This window comes from Bradyrhizobium diazoefficiens USDA 110 (assembly GCF_000011365.1).
Classification (GTDB): Bacteria; Pseudomonadota; Alphaproteobacteria; order Rhizobiales; family Xanthobacteraceae; genus Bradyrhizobium; species Bradyrhizobium diazoefficiens.
In genome coordinates, this window is sequence record NC_004463.1 from 2,312,511 (window position 1) to 2,336,962 (window position 24,452).

A 24,452-nucleotide genomic window follows, 5' to 3' on the forward strand; every position below is an offset into this window, starting at 1 on the left:
TGCTCGCCGATACCGCGCATGCCGCCTATTGCGCAAGGCCGGCCCGACATCTCAATCGTCAAGATGCGCGACGCCCTCTCCGCCTTGATAGGCGTCGAAGCGGAGGGAAGCCGGCGGAAGCCTATTGCCGCCGTGTCGTGCCCCATGGCTTGCTTTGGCTCTATCGAGAAATCGCTGGGACCAAAGCGGGGGGCAGGAAGAAGTAGTCTAGCGACCGCCGGGTGACCAGATATCTGTCGAGCGCCAGCCGAGCTGTTGCGTGAAGTGGCAACAGCCGGCTCTTCTGGAACTTGGTCTGTCGGACGACGAGCCCATCGGCAGTTACATCGTCGATCTGCAGCGCCAATGCTTCTGCGATCCGCATGCCAGTAGCGGTGAGCAGGCCGAAGAGCGTTGCATACATGGTCGGTCTGATCGAGCCCGCTGGCCGGAGTGCCGCCGCAGCACGAAGCAATCGTGCGATCTCGTCCGCACTATAGATATACGGCGGTCGCCTCTTGACGACAGCGTGGCCGAGTGCATCCGCCGCCGGAACCTGATGGCGCGGATTCTCGGCGTGCATCGCCAGCGCGAACCGCCGCACGGTAAGCAACCGGTTGCGGCGCTGCTCCGGTGACGGCGCACGTGCGGCCCATGCCAGGACCCGGGCACTTCTGATGTGCCGGTCGCCGCACTCCTCGGCGAAGCTGACGTAGCCCCTCAGCAGGATTTGCTGGACACGGAACTTGAACCCCAGCGACTGCTGCTGGTCCACATATTTGGCAAGATATCGACTCAGCATCACGCATCTCCCGGCCAGGGCTGCGCGATCTGCAGCAGCATCGTCACGTCGACTTTGGCGTAGTGTGCGGTCATGTCCGGTGAGCGGTGGCGCAGTACGGCGCCAACCGTGTCGAGCGTCGCGCCGCCCCGGAGCATGGCCGTCGCGGCCGAATGCCGAAGCAGGTTGGCCCCATTCGACGGAACGGGGATACCGGCCTTTCGTATTGCACTACGCACAACATCAGAGACTGCGCTCGAACCTGTCAGCGGCCGGATTGGTGCATTCGACATGAAGAAGATTCGAACATCGGCGACGTGCGGCCGGGCCTGATCCAGATAAGCGAGCAAGGCATCCCCGGCGTCTTGCGGCAATGGTAATCTCGTCTCCCGCCGCCCCTTGCCACGAACCGACAGTGTCGCCTGTTGCCAATCAACATCGGTGAGACGAAGAGAGAGAATGTCGCCGGCCCGCAAGCCCAGTCGTGCCAACAGCAGCAGGATCGCCCGATCACGCACGCCAGTCGCCGTGGTCTGATCGCACGTTGCAATCAACGTCTCGACATCCGACGAGCGGATGTATCGCGGCAGCGACGACAGTCGCCACTGCGGAATGATTGGCACAGCCTGATCGAGTCCAGCTCGGCACAACCCCCGTGCGCTGAGGAACCGCAAATATCCTCTCAGCGCCATCGTCATCGTCTTCACATAGGCCAGCGAGACCCGCTTCGTCTCTGCAATGATCACGTCGCGAATGAGCTGAGCATTCCAACTTCGCGGCCTGATGCCAAGCGCCGGGAGCAGCCGCATGACCATGCGACCGTGCCGATCTATTGTCAGCTCTGTGACGCAGTCCTGGAACTCGACCACCCGGCGGTGGGGCGTCGGTAATGCGGGCTTCGGCTTGCGCTGGACGATTCCGCGCTCGCCGAGAAACTCGATGAACCGGCGTACCCGCCTCACGTACTTCGCGGACACGCTCCTCTCGCGACGGATGCCGGGGCATCGACAGCGATGCCGAGCGAACCGATCGGCGACGCCATCATCGATATCAGCGACTGCGATCTTGGCCAGCGTCAGCCATTGCGCGAGGTGACGGGCTGCAGCGTCATAGCCGCTCACCGTCAAGCTCTTATGCCCCAACACCGTCAGGTGTCGTGTGAACTCCGTCACCAGCGGGTCGAGATCGCCTGCGTCCATGCAGCGCAGCCCGTGGCAGTGATCCTCACTCGACTTGGCCATTCCTTGTCTCCCTTTCGTTGCCATCAAGGCAGGAAGAAAGGCCTCAGATTATGCTGAGTGAGAAAGAGGGCAGCAGGAACTAAACTGTTGATAACGAAGCGGGTCTCGGATTGAACGGCCGCACACTCCGCATAATCGTGGGCTCCGCATAATTACGAAAGTCGACCGGCCGCGTCGCGACAATGATCTTCACGCCCGCCGAAGCCGCGATCATGTCGTCGCCCTCACGGCCCGCAGCACATCGCGCAGCCAGGCCGGATCGACCCCCGCCGCTGCGCGAACTACCGCATCGCCAATCTCGATGCTGATCGTTATCCCGTTCCGCGTTGCCGCTTCCACGCACATCCCAGCGGGGCGAAGCTCCGACACCACCGGAACGAAGAGCGGTGCATCCTCCGCCGGCAAGCTCAGCAGACCGGCACGCGCGGCCTTGCGCCAAGCAAACAGGTGTTGCGGTGAGAGGTCGTGCCGGCGCGCCACCTCGGACACAACTGTGCCCGGCGCATATGACTCCGCCACGATCCGCCCCTTGACCACGGCGCTCCACCGCCGCCGACGCCCCGCTCCGACCTGGATATCCACCCGGCCCCGTGGCTCTGAAGCGTCAACTATATGGTCAACCATATATGCGAACCTTACTGTATATGACGGCTCGCATGTTGCCGGTCAGCTCACGCCAAACAAGGTGTGGGAGACACACCGCTTACGCAGCAACACCGAACCGCTCGAGACAATCCGCGAGCATCCTGTCATTGCTCTCGATTTCGGGTTCGTGGGCGCTCGATGCCGCGCGAGCATCGCAGCGATAGCCTGTCGGTGGCGTTCCGGAATCTGAGGATCTGACACAGCACTACGCCGAGGCGTATCCGACGTTGTCAGAAGTCCGACAAAGGAACGCTTTCTTAGCTGTACAACTGCTGTCCGTCAGCTCGCCATCAGCTTGTCCGGGTATCCTCGCCGCAGGGCCTGAGCAGCCCGAATTGATGCGAAGAGACTAGCGTAGCACAGAGAGGTGAATCGTCATGTATGATCGAATCGGTGGCTCATCTACACGCACTAGCCAAACTGACGAACCGAGCCAGTCGGTGGATAGCGGCAGCTTTACAGAAACACTTGCAGATCTCGCGCCCCAGTGGAGCTCACGATCGGGGGAGTTGCCTGACAAGATGGGGGCCTGCTGCAGCAAGCCAGATACCTTGGATGCAAACGTTCAAACCTCTAGCGCCTCCGAACCCAGTACATCCTCTCCAGAGAGTCCGGCCACCTCCTTGTTCGAATACAGAACGGCCGACCTGCGTGATGCGAATGTGGACGGCATCTGCGTCGGGCTGACTGCGGAGTGGTTCCGCAATCTTAGCAACAGCCCATCAACCCGAATGAGTGCGCTCACACCCGGATCGCAAACGCACGCCTCAGCGGCTGAACGGCAGCAGCAATATCAACGTCTTAAGGATCAGTTGCGAAGCAGGGGAGCAGGATCTTCTCAGGCCGACCTTCAGGCACAAAATACCATTTTGGAGGAAGCAGGCTTGGAACCGGCTGGAGAAGAGAAGAGATTCGCATTCGGCAAGTCTTCGAACGTCAAGTCCATGGTGAACGAAATCAACGAAGACGGATCGAACCATTTACTCAGCTTGTATTTCGCTGAAGGCGGCGCCCACACAGTGGCGACGTCGGCCTCGAATGGAACGACCACGCTTTTCGACCCTAACTATGGAGAATTTACTGTTCGATCAGATCCTGACCAGATGGCTTCATTGTTACAAAGCCTCGCCAATCGTTACAGGAATCCCAACGGGCAGCATTTGTCGACAATCACGACGCAAAGGATGCAGTGAGTTGGGCCTTCAGGCCGCGGTGATTGACGCCTTCTGTGAAGGCGCGGATGCGTCGGCCGGCGCTTGCGTTCGGTCGCGGCGGGGGCAAATCTGCAGCGGATAGCCGGCTGCGTGCCGGCTTGCGAGTGTGCCGACATCGAAAGCGGGGGTGTCGGCACCCCGCTATCCATGACGGCCGGCACAAATTGCAATTCTGTTTCACAATGGCCGCCTGCGGTTTGCTCAACTGACGTCGCCAAGAAACAATTGCTGCGGCGACAATCCATGCCGTCCGCTATCGAATCACGCGCTTGATCCAGACCGACTGTGCGCAGAATATGAATTTCCACGACATCAGCTTTCGTTTGAAGCACGCTAAGCCGACGCATTGATATTGGTCCAGCTGTGACTCTTACAAGCAGCTTCATCCTGAAAAGCCAAAGTCTTGATTGACAAAGCACCTTATCTTCGAACGGTGAAAGCGTCGGAGTTTTCCACATTGCCAGGGTGCCCCTGCAGGACCTGAGGGGCGCGACTCCAGCGATTGCGCCGCTGCGGGCGGCGCCACAGAATGCACCCCGGCGCTGGTCGCTAATCTAATGCGCCCTACGCTAAAGGCCAGAACCGAGAGGCATCTCCGTAGCTACTTTTGGAAGCGTTTGTTCAGGAAGTGCGTCGCTCCCATGCGAGCCTTCACGTGCCGAACGGATGCTCGACTGTCTCGCGAGCTGGCGCATCGCCTCTGGGTTTGCATCAAGGCGCTGCTGCACGGCCTCGAGCAGATGCTCATGCTTGCGTGCTTCCAGAGTGCCTATCTTGTCCTTCAACTTCGCTGCCGGCACCCCCTCAAGCATAGCTTGAATCGCCTTATCTAGCTCGCGCTCAGTCCACTCCCGGCATCGTGACGCTGCGACCGCGCCCCGTCCCCGAGCTTCCGCATCTTCGGTAGCCAGAGCCACGAAGGCGGCGAGGTCTTGCCCTCCGGACAGGCTGACGCGATCGCGTTCGATGACGCCGGCGTCATCGGAGTGGTTTCCGGCGAACCACACCTGCTGCAGCCAATCCGCTTGAAATTTCGCGCAAGGGCTGCCCCGCACATTCAGCGCGAGAGCAGGCCTTTGTCGGGCACTTACTGCGCCCGTTGTCGGCATTGAGACTGAATGCCAGAAACCTGACACTACGCGCAGCTATGTAGTGCCTGCTGAGCCTGCGAATTCACTTCGGCACGCGATTTGCTCTGTTCACGGTGTGGGACCGGTCCGGAGGCTATAATGGCGGACACATCGGGGGCACGGTCGAACCTCCTTCACCAATCCGTACGGTCGATCTATGGCGATGCCGACAGGTTCGATGTCACCCGGCGGCACAACCCGCACCTGTCGTTCGGCCAGGGGCCGCATTTCTGCCTGGGCGCAGCGCTGGCGCGTCTGGAATTGGGCTGCGCCTTCCCCGCGCTGTTCGTGCGGCTGGAGCATCTGGCGCTGACCATCGCCGCGGAGGACGTCGTCTACATGCCGTCTTACGTCATTCGCTGCCCGCAGCGCCTGCCGGTCACCTTCCGCCCTTCCATCGCTTAGAGAGTGAAGTGCCACCATGTCCGAACAACAACCCTTGCCGACGCTGCCGATGTGGCGCGTCGATCACATCGAGCCCTCGCCCGAGATGTTGGCGCTACGCGCCAACGGTCCGATCCACCGCGTGCGCTTCCCCTCCGGGCACGAAGGCTGGTGGGTGACAGGCTATGACGAGGCCAAGGCGGTGCTGTCCGACGCGGCGTTCCGGCCCGCGGGAATGCCGCCGGCGGCATTCACCCCGGATTCGGTGATTCTCGGTTCGCCGGGGTGGCTGGTCTCGCACGAGGGGCGCGAGCATGCCCGGCTACGCGCGATCGTGGCGCCGGCCTTCAGTGACCGCAGGGTGAAGCTGCTCGTGCAGCAGGTCGAAGCGATCGCCGCGCACTTGTTCGAGACGCTGGCGGCCCAGCCCCAGCCCGCCGACCTGCGGCGCCACCTCTCCTTTCCGCTTCCGGCCATGGTCATCAGCGCGCTGATGGGCGTGCTCTACGAGGATCACGCCTTTTTCGCCGGGCTGTCCGATGAGGTGATGACGCACCAGCATGAAAGCGGCCCGCGCAGCGCGTCCCGCCTGGCCTGGGAAGAACTGCGCGCCTACATTCGCGGCAAGATGCGCGACAAGCGCCAGGATCCGGACGACAACCTGCTGACGGATCTGCTCGCTGCGGTCGACCAGGGCAAGGCGAGCGAGGAAGAGGCGGTTGGCCTGGCGGCGGGCATGCTGGTGGCGGGGCACGAGAGCACCGTCGCGCAGATCGAATTCGGCCTGCTAGCCATGTTCCGCCATCCGCAACAGCGCGAACGCCTGGTCGGCGATCCGTCCCTGGTCGACAAGGCGGTAGAGGAAATCCTGCGCATGTACCCGCCGGGCGCGGGCTGGGATGGCATCATGCGCTATCCGAGGACCGACGTGACCATCGCGGGCGAGCATATTCCCGCGGAGAGCAAGGTGCTGGTCGGCCTCCCGGCAACGTCGTTCGATCCGCACCATTTCGACGATCCGGAAATCTTCGATATCGAACGCCAGGAAAAGCCGCACCTGGCTTTTTCCTACGGGCCGCACGCGTGCATCGGCGTGGCGCTGGCCAGGCTGGAGCTCAAGGTGGTGTTCGGTTCGATCTTCCAGCGCCTTCCCGCGCTGCGCCTGGCCGTGGCGCCGGAACAACTGAAGTTGCGCAAGGAGATCATCACGGGCGGGTTCGAGCAGTTCCCGGTGCTCTGGTGATGTCGCGGACGCCACGGGCGATCTCGATCTTCTCCGGAATCTGCCGCGCGCCTGTCGCGCGCCGGTCAGATCAGCCCGCCAACAGGTAACCAGGATGGACGTGCAAGAAACCACGGCAGCATGCCGGGACGCCTTCGCCGAACTGGCGTCGCCAGCGTGCATCCACGACCCGTATCCGTTCATGCGATGGTTGCGCGAGCACGATCCGGTGCATCGCGCGGCGTCGGGCCTCTTTTTGTTGAGCCGCCACGCCGACATCTTCTGGGCGTTCAAGGCCACGGGCGATGCGTTTCGGGGTCCGGCGCCCGGCGAACTGGCGCGCTATTTCTCGCGTGCGGCGACCAGCCCGTCGCTCAATCTGTTGGCGTCCACGCTAGCGATGAAGGACCCACCGACGCATACGCGTCTGCGCCGGCTGATCTCGCGCGATTTCACCATGGGCCAGATCGACAACCTGCGGCCGAGCATCGCGCGCATCGTCGCAGCGCGCCTGGACGGCATAACGCCCGCGCTGGAGCGCGGGGAGGCGGTGGACCTGCATCGGGAATTCGCGCTGGCCTTGCCCATGCTGGTTTTCGCCGAACTGTTCGGCATGCCCCAAGACGACATGTTCGAGCTCGCTGCCGGCATCGGCACCATTCTGGAAGGCCTGGGCCCGCACGCCAGCGATCCCCAGCTCGCCGCGGCGGACGCGGCCAGCGCCAGGGTGCAGGCCTACTTCGGCGACCTCATACAGCGCAAGCGCACCGATCCCCGCCGCGACATCGTGTCGATGCTGGTCGGCGCACATGACGACGATGCCGACACACTGTCGGATGCGGAGTTGATCAGCATGCTGTGGGGCATGCTGCTGGGCGGCTTCGTCACCACTGCTGCGAGCATCGACCATGCCGTCCTGGCGATGCTGGCGTATCCCGAACAGCGGCACTGGCTGCAGGCAGACGCCGCGCGGGTGAGGGCATTCGTCGAAGAAGTCCTGCGCTGCGACGCGCCCGCCATGTTCAGCTCCATCCCGCGTATCGCCCAGCGCGACATCGAACTGGGCGGCGTGGTGATTCCGAAGAACGCGGACGTGCGCGTGCTGATCGCGTCCGGCAATCGCGACCCGGACGCCTTCGCCGATCCCGATCGCTTCGATCCCGCGCGGTTCTACGGCACCAGTCCAGGCATGTCGACCGACGGGAAGATCATGCTGAGCTTCGGCCACGGCATTCACTTCTGCCTCGGTGCGCAACTGGCCCGGGTGCAGTTGGCCGAGAGCCTGCCGCGGATCCAGGCCCGCTTCCCCACGCTGGCATTTGCCGGGCAGCCGACCCGGGAGCCCTCGGCATTCCTTCGGACGTTCCGCACGCTGCCGGTGCGGCTGCATGCGCAGGGGAGCTGAGATGCGCGTCATGGTCGACCAGGATCTGTGCGGAACCAGCGGGCAGTGCGTGCTGACGCTGCCGGGCACCTTTCGCCAGCGCGAACCGGACGGCGTGGCCGAAGTGTGCGTGGCGACGGTCCCGCATGCGCTGCACGCCGCCGTGCGGCTCGCGGCCAGCCAGTGCCCGGTCGCCGCCATTCGGGTCATCGAAAGCGACGCTGGCGATGGCGAGCGCGCCAGCGCCGACCCTGCGCCTTCTCCAGCGGAGGCCGAGCGGCATGCCGCGAAAGACCAGCACAATCTAGGATGACACGATGGGACGGTTTGAAGGCAAAGTGGCCGTGGTGACCGGCGCCGGCGCCGGCATCGGCAAGGCATGCGCCCTCGCCATCGCGCGCGAGGGCGGCAGAGTGGTGGTGGCCGACATTGATGGCTCGGCGGCTATCGCCTGCACCGCGCAGATCGCGGCCGAAGCGGGCCACGCGCTCGCCCTGGCGATCGACATCGCCGATGCGCAGGCGGTGGCAGCGCTGTTCGAGACGGCGGAGCGGCACTTCGGCGGGGTCGACCTGCTGGTGAACAACGCGAGCGCGATGCATCTGACCCCGCGCGACCGCGCGATCCTCGAGCTGGAGCTAGCGGTCTGGGATCAGACCATGGCGACCAATCTGCGTGGCACGCTGCTCTGCTGCCGGCAGGCCATCCCCCGGATGATCGCCCGCGGCGGTGGCGCGATCGTCAACATGTCGTCGTGCCAGGGGCTCAGTGGTGACACCGCACTGACATCCTACGCCGCGTCGAAGGCGGCGATGAACATGCTGTCGTCCTCACTTGCCACCCAGTACGGTCATGCGCAGATCCGCTGCAATGCGGTTGCGCCGGGTCTCATCATGACCGAGCGACTCCTCGCCAAGCTGGACGCGTGCATGCAAACCCATCTGCGCCGTCACCAGCTCCTGCCGCGCGTCGGCCGCCCCGAGGACGTGGCCGCGCTGGTGGCGTTCCTGCTCTCCGACGATGCTGCGTTCATCACTGGCCAGGTCGTGTGCATCGACGGCGGCATGCTGGCGCATGTGCCGACATACGCCGACGGTGGCAACAGCCGCGCCGCGCGGCCTGCCGGCGAGACCGCAGAAGCGGACGCGGCGCCGCGCTGCTGATGGACATGCTGCTCAACCCGCTGAACCGTCGGCATCGGCTGCGGCACGACATCCCGGTCGTGCCCGGCGCTTTTCCCTTGGTCGGGCATCTTCCCGCCGTCGTCTGCGACCTGCCGCGCCTGCTGCGGCGTGCGGAACGGACGCTGGGCAGCCACTTCTGGCTAGATTTCGGCCCTGCCGGACACCTGATGACCAGTCTGGATCCGGATGCTCTCGCACTGCTCCGGCACAAGGACGTGTCCTCGGGGCTGATCGAAGACATCGCGCCCGAATTGTTTGGCGGAACGTTGGTCGCCCAGGACGGCATCGCGCACCGGCAGGCGCGCGATGCGATCCAGGCGGCGCTTCTGCCCAAGGGGCTGACCCTGGCCGGCATCGGCGAGCTGTTCGCGCCCGTCATCCGGGCGCGCGTGCAGAGGTGGCGGGAACGGGGCGACGTCACCATCCTGCGCGAAACCGGCGATCTAATGCTCAAGCTCATCTTCAGTCTCATGGGAATCCCCGCGCAGGACCTGCCGGGATGGCATCGCAAGTACCGGCAACTGCTGCAGTTGATCGTCGCGCCCCCGGTCGACCTGCCTGGACTGCCCTTGCGGCGGGGCCGCGCGGCCCGCGACTGGATCGATGCGCGGTTGCGCGAGTTCGTCCGCGCCGCGCGCGAACATGCCTCGCGCACCGGGTTGATCAACGACATGGTGAGCGCCTTCGATCGCAGCGACGATGCGCTTTCCGATGACGTCCTGGTCGCCAATATTCGCTTGCTGCTGCTTGGTGGTCACGACACCACCGCCTCGACGATGGCCTGGATGGTGATCGAGCTAGCGCGGCAGCCTGGGCTGTGGGACGCCCTGGTCGAGGAGGCGCAACGCGTAGGCGCGGTGCCGACTCGGCACGCGGACCTGGCGCAGTGTCCGGTCGCTGAGGCGCTGTTCCGCGAGACGCTGCGCGTGCATCCGGCGACGCCGCTCCTAGTGCGTCGCGCACTGCGTGAATTGCGAATCGGCCAACAGCGCATTCCTACGGGCACCGATCTGTGCATCCCGCTGCTGCATTTCTCGACCTCGGCGCTGCTGCACGAGGCGCCTGATCAGTTTCGGCTGGCGCGGTGGCTTCAACGCACCGAGCCGATCCGGCCGGTGGACATGCTGCAGTTCGGTACCGGCCCACACTTCTGCATGGGCTACCACCTGGTATGGCTGGAACTGGTGCAGTTCTGTATCGCCTTGGCGCTGACCATGCACGAGGCCGGGGTGCGGCCGCGGTTGCTGAGCGGCGTCGAAAAAGGCCGGCGCTATTACCCGACCGCACATCCGTCCATGACTATCCGCATCGGATTCTCATGAGCTGGCATCGCATGCCCCGTGTGGTGAGGCAGCGGCGCCGGCGACGCGCGGCATTGCTGCACTCGGCGCGCGCGCTCGGTGCGAGGCCGGCAACACCGCGGCGGCTCGCCGCTCGCCGTGGCCGTCTCCTGGCAGGTACAAGGACATGAACAACATGCAGACTGGTTCCACGCCACACGACGACCGAGCTGGCGTTTCCGCGAACGGCATATTGGGCGCGCAGGCGCGCGGCGCATCCGGCAGGCTGCTGCCCGAGATCTGGATGCAGGACGGCGCAAAGCGGGTCGAAGAGGCGCTGGCGCGTCTTCTCTGCGCCGAAGACGACGGTGAGACCGAGCTGATGGCGGCGATGCGCTACGCCACCTTGCATGGCGGCAAGCGCACCCGCGCCTTGCTCTGTTTGGCTGCCGGCGCACTGGCCGACACGCCGGCGCACATGCTCGATGACGTCGGTGCCGCCATCGAGATGATGCACGCCTGTACGTTGGTCCACGACGATCTGCCCGCGATGGACGACGACGTGCTTCGCCGCGGCCTTCCGACCGTGCACGTCAAGTTCGGCGAAGCCACCGCGATCCTGGTCGGCGATGCGCTGCAGGCGCACGCCTTCCTGACCCTGGCGAGCCTGAATGCGCCGGGCGACAGCCCTATCGCGCTCGTGCGCGAACTGGCGCAGGCGGTGTCCGCCGAGGGGGCCGCAGGCGGGCAGGCCATAGATCTGTCGCTGGTTGGAAAGCACGTCGAGCTGGACAGGATCGTGGCGATGCACCGGATGAAGAGCGGAGCGCTAGTGCGCGCGTCCGTTCGCATGGGCGCGCTATGCGCTGTCGGCGTGAATGCCGCGCACGCTGCACTTTACTGTGCGCTGGATCACTACAGCGCCTGTTTCGGCCTGGCGTTACAGGTGATCGACGACATTCTCGACGTGACAGCGGATACCGCGGCGCTGGGCAAGACCCCCGGCAAGGACGCGGCGGCGCAGAAGCCGACCTGCGCGTCGATCATGGGACTGCAGGAAGCACGCCAGTTCGCGCTGGATCTGTTGCGCGATGCCGGCGAGGCCATCGCGCCGCTGGGGCCGCGTGCGGAACGGTTGGCGCAACTCATACAGCGGGCCAACGCGTATCTGTTCAAACACGCGCCACGCGCATGAGCGCGCCCGTCCGCATCGAGTCGCCCCTGTGCCGCTGCGATCGGCCGGCGGCAGAGTGCATCCTGCACTGTGTCCGAGTCCGCGGCGCCGATCGCAGCGGTTGCCCGCCGCGGCGCACGTTTCTGCAAACGGAACATCCCGCGTGAACGCGCTGTCCGAACATATCCTTTCCGAATTGCGCCGCCTGCTGAGCGAAATGAGCGATGGCGGCAGCGTCGGTCCGTCCGTCTACGACACGGCGCAGGCGCTGCGCTTCCACGGCAACGTCACCGGTCGGCAGGACGCATACGCGTGGCTCATCGCGCAGCAACAGGCCGACGGCGGATGGGGAAGCGCGGACTTCCCGCTGTTCCGCCATGCGCCCACGTGGGCGGCGTTACTGGCATTGCAGCGTGCCGATCCTCTTCCCGGAGCTGCGGACGCAGTCCAGACTGCAACGAGGTTCCTCCAGCGCCAGCCCGATCCCTACGCACATGCGGTGCCAGAAGACGCGCCGATCGGCGCGGAGCTGATCCTGCCGCAGTTTTGCGGTGAGGCCGCATCCTTGCTGGGTGGCGTAGCGTTTCCGCGCCATCCTGCGCTGTTGCCATTGCGGCAAGCGTGCCTGGTCAAGCTGGGGGCGGTGGCGATGTTGCCGAGCGGCCATCCGTTGCTACACTCCTGGGAAGCCTGGGGGACGTCGCCGACCACCGCATGCCCGGATGACGACGGCAGCATCGGCATCAGTCCGGCGGCCACCGCCGCGTGGCGTGCCCAGGCCGTGACACGGGGGAGCACGCCGCAGGTCGGGCGCGCCGATGCGTATCTGCAGATGGCATCGCGGGCGACGCGCAGCGGCATCGAAGGTGTCTTTCCCAACGTCTGGCCGATCAATGTGTTCGAGCCATGCTGGTCGCTGTACACCCTGCATCTGGCCGGGCTTTTCGCGCATCCCGCGCTCGCGGAGGCGGTTCGCGTGATCGTCGCGCAGCTCGACGCCCGTCTGGGCGTGCACGGTCTGGGCCCGGCCTTGCACTTCGCGGCTGATGCGGACGACACCGCCGTTGCGTTGTGCGTCCTGCACCTTGCAGGCCGTGACCCGGCGGTCGATGCGTTGCGCCATTTCGAAATCGGCGAGCTGTTCGTCACCTTCCCCGGCGAACGCAATGCCTCGGTGTCGACCAACATTCATGCCCTGCATGCGTTGCGACTGTTGGGAAAGCCCGCCGCGGGCGCCAGCGCGTACGTCGAGGCCAATCGCAACCCGCACGGTCTATGGGACAACGAAAAATGGCACGTTTCGTGGCTGTATCCCACCGCGCATGCGGTCGCTGCGCTGGCGCAAGGCAAGCCCCAGTGGCGAGATGAGCGCGCGCTGGCGGCGCTGCTGCAGGCGCAGCGCGACGACGGTGGCTGGGGCGCGGGTCGCGGGTCCACGTTCGAGGAAACCGCCTATGCGCTGTTTGCGTTGCACGTGATGGATGGGAGCGAAGAGGCGACAGGGCGCCGGCGCATCGCGCAGGTGGTGGCGCGTGCGCTGGAGTGGATGCTCGCCCGCCATGCGGCGCATGGATTGCCGCAGACGCCGCTGTGGATCGGCAAGGAACTGTATTGCCCCACTCGGGTCGTGCGCGTGGCCGAACTCGCCGGGTTGTGGCTGGCGCTTCGTTGGGGGCGGCGCGTCCTGGCCGAGGGGGCAGGAGCGGCGCCATGATCCAGACTGAACGCGCGGTGCAGCAGGTGCTGGAGTGGGGACGTTCCCTGACCGGATTCGCCGACGAGCATGCCGTGGAAGCGGTCAGGGGCGGCCAGTACATCCTGCAGCGCATCCACCCGAGCCTGCGCGGCACCAGCGCCCGCACCGGTCGCGATCCGCAGGACGAAACGCTGATAGTGACGTTCTATCGCGAACTGGCGCTGCTGTTCTGGCTCGACGATTGCAACGACCTTGGCCTGATCTCGCCGGAACAGCTCGCCGCGGTGGAGCAAGCGCTGGGGCAGGGCGTGCCGTGCGCGCTCCCCGGATTCGAGGGTTGCGCTGTGCTGCGCGCTTCGCTGGCCACGCTCGCCTACGATCGTCGCGATTATGCTCAGCTTCTCGACGATACCCGGTGCTACTCCGCGGCGCTGCGCGCCGGACACGCGCAGGCGGTAGCGGCGGAACGCTGGTCCTACGCTGAGTACCTGCACAACGGCATCGATTCGATCGCCTACGCGAACGTGTTCTGTTGCCTGTCCTTGCTGTGGGGGCTGGATATGGCGACCTTGCGCGCGCGTCCGGCGTTTCGCCAGGTCCTGCGGCTCATCTCCGCGATAGGGCGTCTGCAGAACGATCTGCATGGATGCGACAAGGACAGGTCGGCCGGCGAGGCCGACAACGCGGTGATCTTGCTGCTGCAGCGCTATCCAGCTATGCCTGTGGTGGAGTTCCTCAACGACGAGCTGGCCGGCCATACGCGCATGCTGCACCGGGTGATGGCGGAAGAACGCTTTCCCGCGCCGTGGGGACCATTGATCGAGGCCATGGCGGCCATCCGCGTGCAGTACTACCGGACCTCGACCAGCCGCTACCGCAGCGACGCTGTGAGGGGAGGCCAGCGCGCGCCGGCCTGAACGCGCAGGAGGCGGCGGCGTGCGCGCGCTGCCGTCGGCCCGATCCGACGCAACGCCGCCGCCCGATGGAGCGAGCATGAGCGACACCGCCCTGAGACTGCACGTCCACGACCAGTTCGCCAACGGCCGGCGCTTCCGCATTCTCAACATCGTCGACGACGTCACTAAGGAATACCTGGGCGCCATTCCGGAGACGTCAATCCGGGGCGGCGGGTGGCCCGCGAACTGAAGGAAATCGTTGAGCGACGCGGCAAGCCAGGAATGATCGCGTCCGACCATGGCACCGAGTTCACCTGCAACGCCATGCTGGCCTGGAGCAAGGACACGGTCATCGACTGGCACTTCATCGCGCCGGGAAAGCCGATGCAGAACGGCTTCATCGAGAGATTCATGTATAGACGGCCGCGCGGATGCAAGGGATTTCAGCAGCAATTTGGATATCGGTCGGGTGCGTTCATGTATACGGCCTATCATTGCGACCGATAGCATGGCCGCTCGCCCTGATGGAGATCGCGGATCGAGGCCTCATCAACGGGTCGCGCTTGTTGCGCTTAAAACTCTTCTGTCAATCGGCCCTTTAATTGCGGATTATTGTCAACTCTCTTTTTTTGAAGCCATTCGGCAAGACGGTAGCGCTCGACCTCCCCGTCGGCCCGATTCGGCGCGCGCCAATTGTGCACACAATCGGCGAGAAATGGGGGAGCGTGCTACGACCTGTTCACAGCCCTTTCTGTCGCGGGCCATGTCGCGCCGAGCAGCCGGGAGTTGTTGGCAATCGCTGGAATTATCGGGTAATTTTGCGCAACAGGCGCAACACGATGTCGACGAACAAATGCGGACTAAGTTATTGAAATAATTGGTGATCCCAGCAGAACAAGCACATCAGCCGGTATCAATGGCTTAGATTGGCAAACCGCCCGTTCGGGCAAGATTGATCCGCAAGCGCTTTTTCGCGCACTGGCAATCAAAAGCCGCCGGATGGTGGGCCAAAAATGCGAAGGGCCGCCTCGGCTAAGGCAGCCCCAGATCGCAATCAAAAGTCCAGTAGCCTGGAATTTAGCACCCAGTCTCCCGAGCCGCAATCCGGAACCGCCATGCAAGCTGCCTTCGCCGCTGCCCTGGCGCGGAAGATGGTGCGGCCGTGAGTGCAATTCTCGACAAGGACCGGACCCGGCGAAAGCTCCATCTGTTAACGCGCGCAAATGGCGATCTACGCCTTACCGATCAAGACTTCCGGGTGCTTTGGTATATCGCCGATGCGATCGATCACGAGACCGATCTAGCCCGCCGCAAGCAGGCCACCATCGCTAAAGATCTTGGGAAGAAGGGCGTCCGCGGCGTGCAGTTGAGCCTCGGACGGTTAGCCGAGTTCGGCTACCTCAAGTTCGAGGTCAAGGAAGGCGGGACCTACGTCAATGCCTATCGCCTTCTTCTCGAAGAGGCGAATGTGGGTTCGCCTTCTTCTGACCAGAAGGCGAACAATGGTGAGCCTTTGGATGACCAGAAGGCGAACGTCGGTGCGCTTTCTGCCGGTGCAGTCCCCAAAAAGGCGAACGAGCGTGACGAAAAAGGCGAACCGTCATTCGTACATGATCCCTTATCTGTCCCTGAAGTAGCTGCAGCCGCGCGCAATGACTACGAATTCTATGCGGCGGGGGCGATGCATTGCACTAACTAACCCCCATGCGGCTCGTAGTACGCCCGCATCGCCTTCAGATGCTCTGCCTGCTGGCGGGAGTAGTGCCGGATCGAACGAAGCTCGCCCACCAGTAGGCCTACTATCAACCAGAAGGCAGTAGCCACTAGTGCCCCGAGCGCGACTTCAGAGACGCCTTTATGCTTCATCGTCGTGCTCAAGATAGCCCTCGATAAGGCGATCCAGGTCAATCTTTCTAATCGACGCCGCGATCAATCGGTCCACCTTCATATCTATTGGGGCTTTCCACAGAACTCAATCAGATAATTGATTAGAGCTCCCCCAACTCCTGCGGTCTGAAGGTTAGGACGGGTCGAAGCAAATGCGCGAACATTGTCTGCGAGCTGGACGTTTGTCATTTTGCTCTTCGAAATGCAATTGATAATGCGTGCCTGCCTTGGCATCTTGCTCGTCAGAGGCAACGCTAATCAGCGCGTCGTAGAAACCGGCCATGTAGGCAGCGCGGATCTGCGCAGGTAACGACTCCCATCGGAAGTAAGTGAAGTAAACGGCATTCGCAGGCGCGGTGATCACAAGCGGAGCCGCTACCAATATGATTCTAATCAAATCTGCCTCGTGATGCCGTGGATTAACAACTGATCGCCGTTGCGTCGCCCCGACTCGGGCGAAGATCATCCGCCCAGCAGACGTGCGCCTCAGTTTTCGCGGGGGTGGATCGGATAGTTGGGTCAAGCTCCGGTGCAGCACTCGTTCACAAACTCTGAGGCTAGCCCACCGTTACGGCATCCGCAGCAAGCAGGTCATCGATCAGCTCGGCAAAGCCCTCTCGTACAAGAAAGCGCCGGCTAAATGCCAGGCGCTGATGGTAGGGAATTAGATATCGATCGAAGCGGTCAGATTGAAGTTGGCGTGCCTCGCGCGCCAGCTCGTCCGTTTCAGGTAGGCCTTGTTCCTTGATTGCGACCAGGAGGTCCTTAAGGTCGGCCGCAGATGTTTTTTCGACAAAGACGGCAAAGTTTTCGATCGAAGCCTTTGCGCCCTCTCGACGTAAAGCCAGCACCATTGTCTGAGCGAGGCGTGCACCTGACCAAGGAAATACAATGACGTCCTGACCGTATTGCAGAAAGCGGTGCCTATCGAGATGGTATCCGCCTCGTCGACCCGCTCGTTGGAGAAGAATCGATAGGCGGCCTTCGTGTTGGCCCAATCCTGACAAACCAACGGGATGCTTTGACCCATGTCGCTCCCGATTTGTGCGAGCAATTTGCAGAACCGGCGACCAAGCCGCTCATCCTTAAACTCGCATCCCGCAACTTCCCGATCAACCCACGTCTCGATACCGGTCGTCAATCGCTGAGCACGCGCCACCGCGCGTTCCTTCACCAAGCCCATCGAGCACCCCGCACTTCCGAATCAGGTGCTCAACAACGAATCACAACAGATTCTACTGATTCAAGATTTCGGCCGCGGCCCCCCGCTCAAATCCGACGTCAAATGTGGGTAATTGAAAGATCTCTTTGCCGCTTACAATGCGCGCGCGGCCAAGCCGAGAATCTGATCAAGCTGCATATGACGCAGCTCGCCTCCGACCGCACCAGCTGCCGTTCGGCGCTCGCCAACCAGGTCCGTCTCGCGCTCCATACGGCCGCTTATTGGCTGATGCTGACCGTGCGCGAGGCGATTCCCAAAGTCCGGGAATTGGCCGCTGCCGAGTTCGCGACGCTGCGTCTTCGTCTCTTGAAAATCGCTGCCCGTGTGGTCGAGACCACGAGCCGCATTCGCCTTGCGTTTGCCGCGGCATGTCCCGAGCCGACCTGATCCGCCGTTTGCCAGGCGCGCTGCTGCCGCTCGGTCCTTGACCGGCGGGGCGTCCGCCCCCCGTTCACCCACCCCATCCCTCAAGCGCGTTGCAAAGTACGGGTCGTCAGGCGGTGAAAAGCCGAAGGCAATCCTGTGCGCCTCGCCAGACAAGATGTGCGGCCGCATCAATCGGGCCCAAAAGCCGCCCTCTGACGAATAGGCCGGGCTAGCAGTTGACGGTGCTCAGACCGTGTAGCGGCACACGGTATATGCATGTATATGCATGTATATGCATGTATATGTAAAGAAATGCGACAGATGCGTTAATAGAATTGCAGAATCCTACATGTCGAACGCGATGCTCAAATCCAGCTGCGCCACCCCGAATTTACCGCCCCCCAACGCCTTTCCCGAAGACCCCGGGTCGCTGGCTGCCAAAGAGGTCGCGCGACTGAGCATTCTTGACGGCATGCGGGGAATTGCTGCCATCTGTGTCGCCGTTTTACATTTTTATGAACCCTTTCAGTTCGGTCCTCAGAACCGGATTCCTCACGGTTATCTCGCTGTAGATTTTTTCTTTTGCTTGTCAGGGTATGTAATGGCATTTGCCTACGACCCTTCTCGCGTAGAATTGTCACCCACAGAACTTATTAAAAGGCGTCTGATACGACTGCATCCGCTCGTCGTAATTGGCTCCTTGTTGGGCTTCGTTGTGGTTGTAATCGGACGATTCTATGCGCCTATGGCTGCTGCGTTATTCAATTTTAGTGTCACGGAGTTTTTTATTCTCCTCACCTGCAGCGTACTTCTGTTGCCGCACTTATTTGTCCACGATCCCAGCTTTCCTATTTTTCCTTTTGTCGCTCCCGCCTGGTCATTGCTTTGCGAGTATGTGGCGAGCCTAACGTTTGCTCTTTGTCTGCGCCAACTATCGCTTCGATGGTTGCTAGCGATGCTCGCCTTCGCCGCGGTTGCAACGGCATACACGTGCTACGATTTCGGAAGCCTAAACGGCGGTTTCGACCGCAGAACCTTCTGGATTGGCTTTGTACGGGTAGGTTTTTCATTTATCGCGGGCGTTGTTGCTTGCCGTATTGGCAGGCAACCGCTGTTGCCAGGGGCAGCATATTACCTTCCGCTTATCATGCTTGCGACCTTTTTTTGGCCCTTCCTTTGGAAGCCCTACGATTTCCTGATCGTCACAATCGTATATCCGCTCCTTGTTTGGCTGGGCGCTAATGCAATCGGGAGTCCGTCGATCAACCGTTTTAGCGAGTTTATCGGAGATCTTTCATATCCGCTTTATATGACCCACTACGTTCCACTCATGCTATTGTTCGGCGGAACTTCGGCAGGTTGGGTTGCGCAGATCCATGCAGCGCTAGCGGTACCAAGCATGACTCTAGTTGCAATCGCTTTTAGCTTTCTTGTTAAGCGATATATCGACGAACCGATCCGTGCCACTTTGCGTCACAGATCATTTGAGCACCTCAAAGGCTAATGCAGGCACTGCCGCAGGTATGCACGGATGTGCTTATCCTGTTCTGCTCTCAGAAGCGCTTTCGCCCCCTCTGGCCTTCCAGCTTCAGGGTAATTAGCTAGGTATGAGATGTGGGTAATTGAAAGAGCTAACTCAGGCAGACCACATGTTTCCCATTCACAATATCTTCCCGAAAGAGATGGCGATAATCGGTAAGCGGCGTGTCTCCCGCACCTTGTTGCTGTTGAGCAGACCGGCAATATGCGTTCCGTCTTGAAGAGGACGGTTTGCATATATGATCGAGCGTGTTGTCGACGCATCGGAGCTACGGGTTCGGCGGCGCTGGGGTGGCGAGGTCAAGGGACGGATCGTCGCGGAATCCTTTGTTCCCGGCGCGGTCGTCTCGGACGTCGCGCGGCGCCACGGTCTATCGCCGCAGCATTTGTCGACCTGGCGCAAGGCGGTGCGCGACGGGTTGTTGACGTTGTCGGAACACACGGAGCCGGTGGCGACGAGGCCGGCTGGAGCGGTCGCGATCCAGGAAGCGAGTTCATCAAGCGGCGAGGCTTTTAGCTTGCTCGGCGCTCCACGCCCAGGGCATGAGTTCGTCCAGACGCGAGGCCGGCCAGAGGTTGACGAGTCTGGTGAGGACGTCGGTCAGATAGGCCTGCGGCTCCACGCCGCAGAGCTTGCAGGTCTCAATCAGCGAAGCGATGCAGGCCCAGTTCTCCGCGCCCTCATCATGCCCCGCGAACAGTGCGTTCTTGCGGTTGAGGATAAGAGGACGGATGCTTCGCTCGACAATATTTGTGTCGAGCTCGATGCGGCCGTCGTCAAGGAAGCGCATCAGGCCAACCCAGTGGTTCAAGGCGTAACGGATGTGCTCGGCGATTGTCGCTTTGCCCGAGACGCGGGTGAGTTGCTGCTCGAACCAGGCCTTGAGCGCCAGCACCAGCGGCTTGCTGCGCTCCTGGCGGATGGCACGACGCTCATCGGCGCTGCGGCCCCTGATCGTCTTCTCGATCGCATAGAGAGCGGCAATACGCTCGAGCGCTTCGCTCGCGATCGGGGCAGGACCGTCCTGGACAACGTCGAAGAAGCGCCGCCGCAGATGAGCCCAGCAGAAGGCGAGCGTGATCGCCGCGTCAGGCGCGGTGTCGGCAATGGTCTTGTAGACGGTGTAGCCGTCGCATTGCACGATGCCGCGATAACCGTCGAGCAGCTTGAGCGCGTGGACGGCGCCGCGACCAGGCGCATAAGTGTAGGCCACTGCCGGCGGATCGGCCCCGCCCCACGGCCGATCGTCGCGCGCGATCGCCCAGAAGAAGCCTTTCTTGGTGCGGCCGCGGCCGGGATCGAGCACAGGCGCTGTGGTCTCGTCCACCGCGATCTTGTTCGCGGTCAAAATGATCTCGCGCAGCCTGAGCCAGAGCGGACGAAGCTCTGCGCCTGCATAGCCCACCCAGAACGCCAAAACCGAGCGCTTGATGTCGATACCCTGCGCCAGCAGCATCTGAGCCTGCCGATACAGCGGCAGGTGCCAGGCAAATTTGGCGACCAGAACATGGGCGACCATCGCCTCGGTCGGCAAGCCGCCCTTGATCAGCCGCTCTGGTGCCGGCGCCTGAACCACGCCATCCGTGCAGGCCCGACAGGCATATTTGGGACGATGGGTGACGATCACGCGGAACTGCGCCGGGACGACGTCGAGCCGCCGTGAGGTCTCCTCACCGATCACATGCAGAGGCGTGCGGCAGCACGGACAGTTGGTATCCTCCGGGGCAATCGTGACGTCGATATGCGGCAGATGGGCCGGAAGCGCACCACGGCTGGCGCGGCGCCGTTCAGCACGCTGGCGTGCGCCTGCCGTGTCCTTCCTGTCCTGGACCGCTTCATCGCCGGCAATGGCCTGCTCGATGTCCTCGATCGCCAGTTGCAACTGCTCAGGGTCGAGCTTCTCCGAGCGGCGACCGAACTGCGCGCGTTGCAGCTGGCGCAAGAGATGCTGAAGGCGATCCATTTGCGACAGCGCCTGATCGCGTTCGATGATCGCCGCGTCGCACTTTGCGATCGCCGCGTCGCGCTCCGCGCGTGCCGCCGCAACCAGCGCCTGCAGCGCCTCGATATCGGTCGGAAGTTGATCCGTGGTCTCGCTCACGCCCGGTACTCAAGCTGATTCGCGGGCCCTTGTGGAAGACTGCAGCCGACATGATTCAATTGGTCACAGGGTTCACGACGTTGCGCTCGGCTGACCAATGTCGCGGGCATGCAGGCGCGACCAATCCAGGCCGTCCATCAGCGCGGCGAGCTGTGAGGCAGACAAACGCATCACGCCATCGCTGATCGGCGGCCAGCGGAACGCGCTATGCTCCAGCCGCTTCCACAGCAGCACGAGCCCGGACCCGTCCCAGGCAAAAATCTTCAAACGGTCCGCTCGCTTTGAACGGAAGACGAAAATCGTTCCCGCGAACGGATCATGGTGGAGTTGCTCGCGCACCAGCGCGGCGAGACCATCGGCACCTTTACGAAAGTCGACCGGCCGCGTCGCGACCATGATCTTCACGCCCGCCGAAGCCGCGATCATGTCGTCGCCCTCACGGCCCGCAGCACATCGCGCAGCCAGGTCGGATCGACCCCCGCCGCTGCGCGAACTACCGCATCGCCAATCTCGATGCTGATCGTTATCCCGTTCCGCGTTGCCGCTTCCACGCACATCCCAGCGGGGCGAAGCTCCGACACCACCGGAACGAAGAGCGGTGCATCCTCCGCCGGCAAGCTCAGCAGACCGGCACGCGCGGCCTTGCGCCAAGCAAACAGGTGTTGCGGTGAGAGGTCGTGCCGGCGCGCCACCTCGGACACAACTGTGCCCGGCGCATATGACTCCGCCACGATCCGCCCCTTGACCACGGCGCTCCACCGCCGCCGACGCCCCGCTCCGACCTGGATATCCACCCGGCCCCGTGGCTCTGAAGCGTCAACTATATGGTCAACCATATATGCGAACCTTACTGTATATGACGGCTCGCATGTTGCCGATCAGCTCACGCCAAACAAGGTGTGGGAGACACACCGCTTACGATAATCGGCCGCACCCTGCTGAATTACGGCGAGCTTGAACTCGACCTGATGAATTGCATCCAGGTCGTCCGCCAATACGACATGAACTCCATCTTGAAGGCGTTTCAGGATTCGGGGAGAGAAGAGCCGCATTCAGATCGCGGACGCTCTGGGCCGCGTACCCGAGCAGACACACATGCGACCTAGACGGGACGTCAGCGTCTCAGTCGCATTCCCGCGAGCGCTCCGGCAAAAAGTACATTCAACTGGTGCCCGTGCAAATGCAGCCTACGCAGCGATCTTGTCTTCCTTGTCTGCGCCGCGCATGACGATCCTCAGGGCGTCGTTGGGCAGCGGGCGCTGCAGCGCCTTTGCCTCATCCCAGGGAGTGTGCATCCAGATGTCGCGCTCCTCCTCGGTGGTCAGGATCACGGGCATTGCTTTCGGATGGATCGGCTCGACGACCGCATTGGGTGACGTCGTCAGGAAGCCGTAGACAAGGTGGGGCCGGGGATCGGCTTCGACTTGGTGCCGCGGTCGCCTCTGAACTCGGTCCAGATGCCGCCGAAGCAGAACAGCGGCCGGCTCTCCTCGAGCGCGAACCAAACCACATCTTTCTTCTTCGTCTCGGGATTTGGCGGTACTGTCCAGAATCTTTCGCACTTTTGATCAGGCGACGGCTCCGGTTTCAGAGAGTTGTGGCTGATAGAGCGGTCGCATGTTCATGTAGCATTTGGTCGACCACGCCGTTCCGGCAATGTGCCGCAGCCGGGCCGCCGCCAAATTGAGACAGGATTGACCGTCGGGGAAGGCGCCGACGACACGGGTTCGTCGCCGGATCTCCTTCATGATGCGCTCGAGCGGATTGTTCGTTCGAATCTTCCGCCAATGGATGTCAGGAAAGGCATAGTAGGCGAGCGTCTCGTGAACCGCCTGCTCGACGAGATCAGCAGCTTTGGCCATACGGCTTGCCCGCAGATCCGCGATGACGGTCCTGGCTTTCTCGTCGGCCGCGGCGCGGCTCTCCTGGGCATGAATGGCCTTGAGCATGTGGCTCACCTCGTGGACCCGGGTCGACGGCACGTGGCTGAAGACATTGCGATAAAAATGCACCATGCAGCGTTGATAGCGGGCCTCCGGCAGATAATCCGCAACGCTTTCGACAAGACCTCGGCACGCATCCGAAACCACCAACTGCACGCCCTTGAGACCGCGATCGACGAGGTGCCGCAGAAACGATGACCAGCCGGATTTGTCCTCCTTGGCGCCTTCACAGATGCCGAGGATCTCCCGGAACCCCTCGGCATTGACCGCCGAGGCCACCAGCAGCGACACGTTGCGAACCTCACCAGCCCAGCTGCGCTTCATCACGATGCCGTCGAGGTAGAGATACGGATGCTCGCCTTCGATCCTGCGATTCCGCCACGCCTCGATCTTGGCATAGATCTTCTTGTTCAGGTTCGACACTGTGCTCGGGCTGACCCGGGTGCCCCACAGCGCCTCGGTGATGTCTTCGACCCGCCGAACCGAAATCCCGGCCAGATACATCTCGATCAGCGCCTCCTCGACCGAGCTCTCCCGCCTCCGGTAGCGCTCGATAATCGCCGTCTCGAAGGTTTGCCGACGTAGCTTCGGAACCTTCAGATTGACGTCGCCCGCCTTGGTCTGCAGCGTTCGCTCGTAGCTGCCTGCCCGCGTGTCCTGCCGGGCCGGGCTGCGCTCATACCGCCCAGCACCGCACAGCTGGTCCGCTTCGGCCTCCAGCATCGCGTTCAGTGTCTCCTCCACTGTCCCGCGGACCATCTCGCCCAGGTGATCTCGAATCCGGGCCTCATCAATTTGGATCACCTGACCCATGGCATTCCCATCGTTCATTCAAAGCTCCTTCATTCTAGAAGAAGCCGTCAATCCTGAAAGTGCGAAAGACTCTGTACGTTACCGAATGCAAAGCAGTTTTGAGATGGCGTGCAATCTTTTGACAAACATTTACGGGGCAATGCAATGAGTTCGAAAAACATCAGAATTTCATCGACATCGGTGACCAGACAGGAATGGCGTGCTGTCGACGCAGTCGTTAACACCAAGGGCAGAGATGCAACATCGTTTCATGCCGAACCGAGTGCCGCAGTAGTTACCGAACGCAGATTAGCAAGTCTGGGGCCTTCACAAAAATTACCGTCTCAATCGAGCCGGCCAATGTGTCGACGCGACAAGCGATCCGCCGGCT

The 24,452-nt window shown here is 62.6% G+C and carries 21 protein-coding genes and 5 pseudogenes; 15 read left to right on the forward strand and 11 right to left on the reverse strand.

Features of this window, described 5'->3' with window-relative positions:
* Positions 1 to 160: 160 nt before the first annotated feature.
* The 3 genes from BJA_RS10415 to BJA_RS10425 form a co-directional block, all read right to left on the reverse strand.
* On the reverse strand, positions 161 to 781 hold the full coding sequence (locus BJA_RS10415) for a tyrosine-type recombinase/integrase (protein WP_014497735.1): 621 nt from the start codon (positions 779 to 781) through the stop codon (positions 161 to 163).
* Positions 781 to 2,001: a tyrosine-type recombinase/integrase gene (locus tag BJA_RS10420; protein WP_014497734.1), complete on the reverse strand. Its 1,221-nt coding sequence runs from the start codon at positions 1,999 to 2,001 to the stop codon at positions 781 to 783. Before BJA_RS10420 ends, BJA_RS10415 begins: the two co-directional genes overlap by 1 nt.
* Positions 2,002 to 2,211: 210 nt before the next feature.
* Entirely contained in the window at positions 2,212 to 2,520 is a 309-nt protein-coding gene (locus tag BJA_RS10425) for a transposase (protein WP_097670033.1), read from the reverse strand.
* A gap of 503 nt (positions 2,521 to 3,023) precedes the next feature.
* Here BJA_RS10425 and BJA_RS10430 point away from each other — a divergent pair.
* A complete protein-coding gene (locus tag BJA_RS10430) occupies positions 3,024 to 3,839 on the forward strand; it encodes a YopT-type cysteine protease domain-containing protein (protein ID WP_011084934.1) in 816 nt (271 codons plus the stop codon).
* A 590-nt stretch (positions 3,840 to 4,429) separates the two neighbouring features.
* Here BJA_RS10430 and BJA_RS10435 read toward each other — a convergent pair.
* Positions 4,430 to 4,867, reverse strand: a complete 438-nt coding sequence (locus BJA_RS10435; RefSeq protein ID WP_014497731.1) for a hypothetical protein — start codon at positions 4,865 to 4,867, stop codon at positions 4,430 to 4,432.
* 222 nt (positions 4,868 to 5,089) lie between these two features.
* On the opposite strand from BJA_RS10435, the gene BJA_RS10440 reads away from it, so the two are divergent.
* The 11 genes and pseudogenes from BJA_RS10440 to BJA_RS10490 all read left to right on the forward strand — a co-directional run bounded on the left by BJA_RS10440 (position 5,090) and on the right by BJA_RS10490 (position 15,909).
* Entirely contained in the window at positions 5,090 to 5,395 is a 306-nt protein-coding gene (locus BJA_RS10440) for a cytochrome P450 (RefSeq protein WP_011084937.1), read from the forward strand.
* Between the two features lie 16 nt (positions 5,396 to 5,411).
* A complete protein-coding gene (locus BJA_RS10445; protein ID WP_011084938.1) occupies positions 5,412 to 6,617 on the forward strand; it encodes a cytochrome P450 in 1,206 nt (401 codons plus the stop codon).
* Positions 6,618 to 6,711: 94 nt separating this feature from the next.
* Complete coding sequence (locus BJA_RS10450; protein ID WP_011084939.1) at positions 6,712 to 8,001, forward strand: cytochrome P450; 1,290 nt, start codon at positions 6,712 to 6,714, stop codon at positions 7,999 to 8,001.
* A gap of 1 nt (position 8,002) precedes the next feature.
* Entirely contained in the window at positions 8,003 to 8,293 is a 291-nt protein-coding gene (locus BJA_RS10455; RefSeq protein ID WP_014497729.1) for a ferredoxin, read from the forward strand.
* Positions 8,294 to 8,297: 4 nt separating this feature from the next.
* A complete protein-coding gene (locus BJA_RS10460) occupies positions 8,298 to 9,143 on the forward strand; it encodes an SDR family oxidoreductase (RefSeq protein WP_011084940.1) in 846 nt (281 codons plus the stop codon).
* Entirely contained in the window at positions 9,143 to 10,486 is a 1,344-nt protein-coding gene (locus tag BJA_RS10465) for a cytochrome P450 (protein WP_011084941.1), read from the forward strand. Before BJA_RS10460 ends, BJA_RS10465 begins: the two co-directional genes overlap by 1 nt.
* A gap of 154 nt (positions 10,487 to 10,640) precedes the next feature.
* Positions 10,641 to 11,639: a polyprenyl synthetase family protein gene (locus tag BJA_RS10470; protein WP_028144010.1), complete on the forward strand. Its 999-nt coding sequence runs from the start codon at positions 10,641 to 10,643 to the stop codon at positions 11,637 to 11,639.
* Positions 11,640 to 11,781: 142 nt separating this feature from the next.
* Entirely contained in the window at positions 11,782 to 13,332 is a 1,551-nt protein-coding gene (locus tag BJA_RS10475) for a hypothetical protein (protein WP_026312707.1), read from the forward strand.
* Positions 13,329 to 14,231 carry a terpene synthase family protein gene (locus BJA_RS10480; protein ID WP_011084944.1) on the forward strand — a complete coding sequence of 301 codons (903 nt, stop codon included), beginning with the start codon at positions 13,329 to 13,331 and terminating at the stop codon, positions 14,229 to 14,231. The genes BJA_RS10475 and BJA_RS10480 overlap by 4 nt, the downstream gene beginning before the upstream one ends.
* A gap of 103 nt (positions 14,232 to 14,334) precedes the next feature.
* A pseudogene (locus BJA_RS10485) lies at positions 14,335 to 14,621 on the forward strand (DDE-type integrase/transposase/recombinase); the annotation flags it as partial.
* 751 nt (positions 14,622 to 15,372) lie between these two features.
* Positions 15,373 to 15,909, forward strand: a complete 537-nt coding sequence (locus tag BJA_RS10490; RefSeq protein WP_014497725.1) for a helix-turn-helix domain-containing protein — start codon at positions 15,373 to 15,375, stop codon at positions 15,907 to 15,909.
* 745 nt (positions 15,910 to 16,654) lie between these two features.
* Here BJA_RS10490 and BJA_RS10495 read toward each other — a convergent pair.
* Complete coding sequence (locus tag BJA_RS10495) at positions 16,655 to 16,951, reverse strand: hypothetical protein (RefSeq protein ID WP_014497723.1); 297 nt, start codon at positions 16,949 to 16,951, stop codon at positions 16,655 to 16,657.
* A 107-nt stretch (positions 16,952 to 17,058) separates the two neighbouring features.
* Positions 17,059 to 17,280, reverse strand: a pseudogene (locus BJA_RS42960) (IS4/Tn5 family transposase DNA-binding protein); the annotation flags it as partial.
* 132 nt (positions 17,281 to 17,412) lie between these two features.
* Between BJA_RS42960 and BJA_RS10505 the strand changes: the two are divergent.
* From BJA_RS10505 to BJA_RS10515, 3 genes and pseudogenes are all read left to right on the forward strand, one after another.
* A pseudogene (locus BJA_RS10505) lies at positions 17,413 to 17,747 on the forward strand (transposase); the annotation flags it as partial.
* A 287-nt stretch (positions 17,748 to 18,034) separates the two neighbouring features.
* Complete coding sequence (locus tag BJA_RS10510; RefSeq protein ID WP_223153693.1) at positions 18,035 to 19,189, forward strand: acyltransferase family protein; 1,155 nt, start codon at positions 18,035 to 18,037, stop codon at positions 19,187 to 19,189.
* 274 nt (positions 19,190 to 19,463) lie between these two features.
* Positions 19,464 to 19,604 (forward strand): annotated as a pseudogene (locus tag BJA_RS10515) (transposase); the annotation flags it as partial.
* Positions 19,605 to 19,721: 117 nt separating this feature from the next.
* Here the strand turns inward: BJA_RS10515 and BJA_RS10520 are convergent.
* The 5 genes and pseudogenes from BJA_RS10520 to BJA_RS10540 all read right to left on the reverse strand — a co-directional run bounded on the left by BJA_RS10520 (position 19,722) and on the right by BJA_RS10540 (position 24,082).
* A complete protein-coding gene (locus BJA_RS10520) occupies positions 19,722 to 21,326 on the reverse strand; it encodes an IS66-like element ISBj7 family transposase (protein WP_011084592.1) in 1,605 nt (534 codons plus the stop codon).
* 72 nt (positions 21,327 to 21,398) lie between these two features.
* Positions 21,399 to 21,752 carry an IS66 family insertion sequence element accessory protein TnpB gene (gene tnpB, locus BJA_RS10525; protein WP_011084591.1) on the reverse strand — a complete coding sequence of 118 codons (354 nt, stop codon included), beginning with the start codon at positions 21,750 to 21,752 and terminating at the stop codon, positions 21,399 to 21,401.
* Positions 21,749 to 22,057 (reverse strand): transposase, encoded by a 309-nt coding sequence (locus BJA_RS10530; RefSeq protein WP_158516560.1) that lies wholly within the window; start codon positions 22,055 to 22,057, stop codon positions 21,749 to 21,751. Before BJA_RS10530 ends, tnpB begins: the two co-directional genes overlap by 4 nt.
* Positions 22,058 to 22,513: 456 nt before the next feature.
* Positions 22,514 to 22,863, reverse strand: a pseudogene (locus BJA_RS10535) (SOS response-associated peptidase family protein); the annotation flags it as partial.
* A 31-nt stretch (positions 22,864 to 22,894) separates the two neighbouring features.
* A complete protein-coding gene (locus BJA_RS10540) occupies positions 22,895 to 24,082 on the reverse strand; it encodes an IS256 family transposase (RefSeq protein ID WP_178372834.1) in 1,188 nt (395 codons plus the stop codon).
* Positions 24,083 to 24,452: the final 370 nt, after the last annotated feature.

Bases quoted from the DNA above. Each gene is read 5' to 3' on its own strand.
- BJA_RS10415 (WP_014497735.1), bottom strand. From the start codon at position 781: ATGCTGAGTCGATATCTTGCCAAATATGTGGACCAGCAGCAGTCGCTG.
- BJA_RS10420 (WP_014497734.1), bottom strand. From the start codon at position 2,001: ATGGCCAAGTCGAGTGAGGATCACTGCCACGGGCTGCGCTGCATGGAC.
- BJA_RS10430 (WP_011084934.1), top strand. From the start codon at position 3,024: ATGTATGATCGAATCGGTGGCTCATCTACACGCACTAGCCAAACTGAC.
- BJA_RS10440 (WP_011084937.1), top strand. From the start codon at position 5,090: ATGGCGGACACATCGGGGGCACGGTCGAACCTCCTTCACCAATCCGTA.
- BJA_RS10445 (WP_011084938.1), top strand. From the start codon at position 5,412: ATGTCCGAACAACAACCCTTGCCGACGCTGCCGATGTGGCGCGTCGAT.
- BJA_RS10450 (WP_011084939.1), top strand. From the start codon at position 6,712: ATGGACGTGCAAGAAACCACGGCAGCATGCCGGGACGCCTTCGCCGAA.
- BJA_RS10455 (WP_014497729.1), top strand. From the start codon at position 8,003: ATGCGCGTCATGGTCGACCAGGATCTGTGCGGAACCAGCGGGCAGTGC.
- BJA_RS10460 (WP_011084940.1), top strand. From the start codon at position 8,298: ATGGGACGGTTTGAAGGCAAAGTGGCCGTGGTGACCGGCGCCGGCGCC.
- BJA_RS10465 (WP_011084941.1), top strand. From the start codon at position 9,143: ATGGACATGCTGCTCAACCCGCTGAACCGTCGGCATCGGCTGCGGCAC.
- BJA_RS10470 (WP_028144010.1), top strand. From the start codon at position 10,641: ATGCAGACTGGTTCCACGCCACACGACGACCGAGCTGGCGTTTCCGCG.
- BJA_RS10480 (WP_011084944.1), top strand. From the start codon at position 13,329: ATGATCCAGACTGAACGCGCGGTGCAGCAGGTGCTGGAGTGGGGACGT.
- BJA_RS10495 (WP_014497723.1), bottom strand. From the start codon at position 16,951: ATGGTGCTGGCTTTACGTCGAGAGGGCGCAAAGGCTTCGATCGAAAAC.
- BJA_RS10510 (WP_223153693.1), top strand. From the start codon at position 18,035: ATGTCGAACGCGATGCTCAAATCCAGCTGCGCCACCCCGAATTTACCG.
- tnpB (WP_011084591.1), bottom strand. From the start codon at position 21,752: ATGATCGCGGCTTCGGCGGGCGTGAAGATCATGGTCGCGACGCGGCCG.
- BJA_RS10540 (WP_178372834.1), bottom strand. From the start codon at position 24,082: ATGGGTCAGGTGATCCAAATTGATGAGGCCCGGATTCGAGATCACCTG.